Raw genomic sequence first — 5,539 nt, forward strand, 5'->3', positions numbered from 1 at the left:
CGCGCTTTTGCCTTTCCGCCCTGTTTTCAACCCTGGTCTTGCTGGCCCTGCTCTGGCACTGGGGCGATCTGGCCCGGCTGAAAGCCTTGTTGCTGGAGCGTACTGCGCCGCGCGGCACTGCGGCGTCCGGCGAACCTGCTGCTGATTCGGCCCCTGCGCCATCGCCGGAACCCGGCCTTGCAGATATTTTTGAATCTGGCTCCACTTGCGACAGCGCCGTCCGCAGGCATGGGGCGCAGGGCGGGAGCGGCGCGCCCCTGAGCGAAGATATCGCAGCCGGGGCTGTTGTGAGCGCCGAGCTTGGGCGGGCCTTTTTGCTGCGCCGCCCGGAAGCATGGCGCGTTACGGCGGGCATGTTCGGCAGAACGTTTGCCCCTGCCCCTGATCTGCTGCTGCGCCTTTACGCGCTGGAAGACGCTGAAAACCTGTGCCGCCTTGGGCGGATTCTTGAAAAAGCAGCGCCCTGCGTGGGCGCGGAGCGGCTGGCCTCTGCCGCGCACGCGATGCAGTGGGCTGTAAATGATTCGGACGCAGCCTCTGCGGCTCAGGCCGTGGAAGAATGCGTGCTGGCGCTGCGCGAAGTACTGGGCGCGCTGGAAGGGCAAACGGCCCGCAAGGAAAGCAAGCCCTCGGTGCAAGAGGGCGGAAGATAAGGAGATCATATGGGTTTTTTCTCTGCCATAAAAAAGATGTTCGGCGGCGCGGAAGATGCGGCCAATGCGGCGCAGGAAGTGCCCGCAGAAATTGACGCAGCTGCACCTGAATCCCTTGCAGAACCTGCTGCGAAACCAGCGGCAGAATCCGCTGCCCAGCCTTTTGCGGCATCTGCCGCTGATGAGGCTCTTACCCGGCGCCTGCGCGAGGCTGAGCCACGGCTTTCCGTATGGCTTGGTATTGTGCTTGAGGGCGTGGAGGAAGCGGGCGACCTGCTGTGGCAGCGTTTGTTCTTCTTGCTGCGCGCCCTTGATGCCCCGGAGGCCGAAGCTCAGAACTTTGTGCGTGATTTTCAGGAATGGCTCGCCCGCATGGATTATCGGCAGGTGGAGGAATTCCGCTCTGAATTGCAGTACCGTCTGGCTCTCGCCCTTGATATGGAAGACGAAGAGGACGAGCGCAACCGCCTGTTTCTCAAGATCAGTCAGGGCCTTTCGCGCACCCGCGAGCAGTTTTCCAAGGGGCTGGACGCATTGTTTGCCGGGCATGGCGAACTGGACGACGCCTTCTGGGAAGAGCTGGAAGAACTTTTTATCATGGCCGATCTTGGCTACGAGCCTTCCATTGAACTGGTGGAACGCCTGAAAGAGCGCGCCCGCAAGGAAAAGGTGACGGAATCCGCCATGGTGCGCCAGTTGCTCATGGCTGAAGTGGAAGAAATCTTTCGCGCGCCGCGCCGCATTGCAGCCGTTAACCAGCCCGAAGTTGTGCTGATGATCGGCGTCAACGGCGTGGGCAAAACCACCACCATTGCCAAGCTGGCCCACCGCGACCGCATGCAGGGCAAAAAGGTCATGATTGCCGCCGCAGACACCTTCCGCGCTGCCGCCATCGAGCAGTTGCAGGTCTGGGCCGGGCGCGTGGGCGCGCTGTTCCATGCGCGCACCGCTGGTTCCGACCCTGCCGCCGTGGCCTACGAGGCTATGGATCGCGCGCTTCAGGAAGGTGTGGACGTGCTCTATGTGGATACGGCTGGCCGCTTGCAGACCAAGGTCAACCTGATGGAGGAGCTGAGCAAGATCCGTCAGGTGTTAGGCAAAAAGCATGCGGGCGCGCCGCACCGCACCATTCTGGTGATTGACGCCACCACCGGGCAGAACGCCCTTTCGCAGACCAAACTGTTCAAGGAAGCTGCGGGCATAGATGAACTTATCATCACCAAGCTCGACGGCACGGCCAAGGGCGGCGTAGCCATAGCCGTTGCCATGCAGCACCACCTGCCCATCACCTATGTGGGCCTTGGCGAAAAAATGGAAGACCTGCGCCCCTTCAGCGGCGAGGATTATGCCCGCGCCCTGCTGGGCGTGAAGGAAGACGCGTAGGCCCGGTCAGGATTCAAACCTGCAATCCCGGCGCGATTGCCGGAAGCGGAGCATGCCATGAGAAGAGCGTTTATCTGTCCGTCCAAGTACGTGCAGGGCGAGAACGAACTGCTCAACCTTGGGTATTTTGTGCGGCAGTACGGCACAAAGGCCTTGCTGGTAGCCACGGAAAGCAGCGTGAACAGGGTGCGCCAGACGCTGGACGCCACAGCGGCCAAATTTGGCGTGACCTTTGTGGAAACGGAATTTCAGGGCGAATGCTCGCGCGTTGAAATCGCCCGCCTTGGCGAGCTGGCGCGTAAGCACTCCTGCCACTGCACGGTGGGGCTTGGCGGCGGCAAGGCGCTGGACACGGCGCGCTGCGTGGCGGCGGGGCAGGGGGTCATTGTGGTGCCCACCACTGCGGCTACAGACGCGCCCACGAGCCATTCTGCGGTGATCTACACGCCGGACGGCGAAATGGAAGACTACGCCTATTTTCCCCGCAATCCCGATGTGGTGTTGATGGACGTTTCCATCATTGCCGCCTCGCCGGTGCGCTATCTGGTGTCGGGCATGGGCGATGCCCTTTCCACCTATTTTGAGGCGCGGGCCAACGTGCGTTCGTGCGCTCCCGTCAACGCGGGCCTGCCCTGCGGCGCGCGCACGGGCGACTGCCCCCCGGCCAGGGGAACCCTTGCAGCGCAAGCCCTTGCAGCCACCTGCTACCGCACCCTGCTGGAAGACGGCTACAAGGCCGTGCTGGCCTGTCAGGCCAAGATGGCGACGCCAGCGCTGGAAAACATCATTGAAGCCAATTCCCTGCTTTCCGGCCTGGGCTTTGAGAGTGGCGGTCTGGCGGCAGCCCATGCCGTCCACGATGGCCTGACCGCGCTGGAAGAAACCCACACCTATCTGCACGGCGAAAAGGTCGCCTTTGGCACGCTGGTGCAACTGGTGCTGGAAAACGCTCCCACGGAAGAACTGGACGAAGTGCTGGGCTTTTGCACCTCCGTGGGCCTGCCCGTGTGCCTGAGCGATATCGGCATTACGGACATCAGCCCGGAAGCCTTGAGCAAGGTGGCCCGCAAGGCCTGCCTGCCCGAAGAATCCATCCACGCCATGCCCTTCCCCATCACGGAAGAGAGCGTAGCTGCGGCCATTATGGCGGCGGACGCGCTGGGCAACGCATTCAGAAGCTAAAACTATCCTGCGGCGCAAGCCGCCAGGGCTGAAATTGTCAGCAATAGAAGGGGGATTCCTGCACGGGAATCCCCCTTCTCCGTATTTGCAGGGCAATTCTGAGAAGTCCGATCGTCAGTTATTCCCAGCTGCGGCGCATTTTTGCTGTTTTGCGGCAGGCGGTGGGGCATTCTTATGGAGCTTAACAAGATATGAAACCCCCCGTTGACTTTCCCCTGCACTGGAAGGTTACGCTGCTCTGAAATAACCATTTGAGCATCTGGCAGGTGCTGAAAATAGATCTGAAAGGGTTTGTGGGCCGATATGTATTTTGTGGGGATTGTTTACGTTTAACGCCTGGAGTCGTGTGATGAAAAAAAATTGTCTTGCATTGTTTGTCAGTTGCTTTGTCTTTGCATTCACGCTCAGCCAGTCGGCCAGTGCCGTTACAGAGCTGAAGCACTGGCCTGCCCCTGTGAAAGAACAGCTCGACAAGGTGATTGAAAAAAATGCCAATCAGGGCAACTTTGCCGTTTTTGACATGGACAACACGAGCTACCGCTATGATCTGGAAGAATCCCTGCTGGCCTACATGGAAATGAAGGGCGCGCTCTCCCGCGAAAAGCTGCCCCAGGAACTGCGCCTCATTCCTTTCAAGGATACCAAGGACTTCAAGGAAGGTCTTGTCAGCTATTACTACCGCCTGTGCGAAACGGAAGACCTCATCTGCTACCCCTGGGTTGCCCAGGTTTTTGCTGGCTTTACGCTTAAGGAACTCAAGGGCCATGTGGACGGCCTGATGGAATATAAAAAGCCCCTCAAGGCCAAGTATTACAGCGGCGATACCGTGAAAGAAGCCAGCATCAACCCGCCCAAGCCCTTCACCGGCATGCAGGAACTGTACGCCAAGCTGATGGAAAACGGCATCAACGTGTATGTTATGACGGCCGCCAGTGAAGAACTGGTGCGCATGGTGGCCAGCGATCCCAAGTATGGTTACAACGTCAAGCCTGAAAACGTCATTGGCGTCACCATGCTGCTCAAGGATCCCGCCAGCGGCGCTCTGACCACCTCGCGCCTCCAGATCGAAAAGGGCCAGTACGACCAGAAAAAGAACCTTGATATGCTGCTCACCACCTACCTCATGAATCCCATGACCTGGTACGAAGGCAAGATGGGCACCATCCTCGGCTACATCGACCAGTGGAAAAAGCCCATCATCGTGGGTGGCGACACTCCCATTTCTGACGGCTACATGCTGCTGAACGGCGTGGACGTGGAAAAGGGCGGCGCGCGCGTGTGGATCAACCGCAAAGACAGCGCCATGAAGAAGATGGAAGGCATGTGGACCAAGGCCGCCGCCCGCCAGAAGGAACTGGGCCAGCCCGTCACCGCCGACAAGAACTGGCTTGTGGTCAAGCCCGAAGAAATTCAATAGCCGATGCGCGCTGGCGGTTCCGCCGCCTGACGCAGTGATCTGACATTCAGCAGGATATTCCGCCAGATATCCCGCGCAACCTGTCCCGCATCCCTACCCCCCAATAAGTGAGGCCCACACGAAATGGTTCGTGTGGGCCTCATGATTTTAGCCTGCTAAGCTGTGATCAGTGTGCGCTTACTCGGCCTTGAAGGTGAGTTTGTCGTCCGGAGCATCCACAGTGACGCACTGGCCGTCGCGGATCTTGCCGCCCACCAGCTCCTTGGCAAGCGGGGTTTCCACAGCCTGCTGCACGTAGCGCTTGAGGGGCCGCGCGCCGTACACAGGGTCGTAACCTGCATCGCCAATAAACTTGCGGGCCGCATCAGTAAGCTCAAGCCTGATCTTGCGGTCTTCAAGCCGCTTGCGCAGCCGATTGACCTGAAGATCCACAATGCGGGCGATCTGGTCGCGCCGCAGGGGCAGAAAGACCACGGTTTCGTCTACACGGTTGAGGAACTCGGGGCGGAAGTGCGCCCGCAGATCCTCCATGACCCTTTCCCTCGCGCCTTCCTTGAGCGAGCCGTCGGCAGAGATGCCGTCCAGCAGGTGCATGGAGCCGATGTTGGAGGTCATGATGACTATGCAGTTGCGAAAGTCCACCGTGCGTCCCTGACTGTCCGTAAGGCGTCCATCGTCCAGCAGTTGCAGCAGGGTGTTGAACACATCGGGATGCGCCTTTTCAATCTCGTCGAACAGGATGACGGAGTAGGGCTTGCGGCGTACGGCCTCGGTAAGCTGACCGCCTTCGTCATAGCCCACGTATCCTGGAGGCGCGCCGATGAGCCGCGACACGGAGTGCTTCTCCATGTATTCGCTCATGTCGAGCCGCACCATGTTGTCTTCCGTATCAAAGAGCGCCTCG

The 5,539-nt window shown here is 59.8% G+C and carries 4 protein-coding genes and 1 pseudogene; 4 read left to right on the plus strand and 1 reads right to left on the minus strand.

The genetic code is table 11. From position 1 onward, the window contains the following. The 4 genes and pseudogenes from VEZ52_RS10465 to VEZ52_RS10480 form a co-directional block, all read left to right on the plus strand. A pseudogene (locus VEZ52_RS10465) lies at positions 1 to 653 on the plus strand (hypothetical protein); the annotation flags it as partial. Positions 654 to 662: 9 nt separating this feature from the next. Beyond that, positions 663 to 2,036 (plus strand): signal recognition particle-docking protein FtsY, encoded by a 1,374-nt coding sequence (gene ftsY, locus VEZ52_RS10470; RefSeq protein ID WP_324836758.1) that lies wholly within the window; start codon positions 663 to 665, stop codon positions 2,034 to 2,036. Between the two features lie 57 nt (positions 2,037 to 2,093). Next, positions 2,094 to 3,218, plus strand: a complete 1,125-nt coding sequence (locus VEZ52_RS10475; protein WP_324836759.1) for a glycerol dehydrogenase — start codon at positions 2,094 to 2,096, stop codon at positions 3,216 to 3,218. A 349-nt stretch (positions 3,219 to 3,567) separates the two neighbouring features. Beyond that, positions 3,568 to 4,635: a hypothetical protein gene (locus VEZ52_RS10480; protein ID WP_324836760.1), complete on the plus strand. Its 1,068-nt coding sequence runs from the start codon at positions 3,568 to 3,570 to the stop codon at positions 4,633 to 4,635. 177 nt (positions 4,636 to 4,812) lie between these two features. On the opposite strand, the gene VEZ52_RS10485 is transcribed toward VEZ52_RS10480, so the two are convergent. Beyond that, positions 4,813 to 5,539: AAA family ATPase (locus tag VEZ52_RS10485; RefSeq protein WP_324836761.1), on the minus strand; the 727-nt coding region annotated here is incomplete at its 5' end.

The organism is Desulfovibrio sp. (assembly GCF_035644575.1).
Taxonomy (GTDB): domain Bacteria; phylum Desulfobacterota; class Desulfovibrionia; order Desulfovibrionales; family Desulfovibrionaceae; genus Desulfovibrio.

Bases quoted from the DNA above. Each gene is read 5' to 3' on its own strand.
- ftsY (WP_324836758.1), top strand. From the start codon at position 663: ATGGGTTTTTTCTCTGCCATAAAAAAGATGTTCGGCGGCGCGGAAGAT.
- VEZ52_RS10475 (WP_324836759.1), top strand. From the start codon at position 2,094: ATGAGAAGAGCGTTTATCTGTCCGTCCAAGTACGTGCAGGGCGAGAAC.
- VEZ52_RS10480 (WP_324836760.1), top strand. From the start codon at position 3,568: ATGAAAAAAAATTGTCTTGCATTGTTTGTCAGTTGCTTTGTCTTTGCA.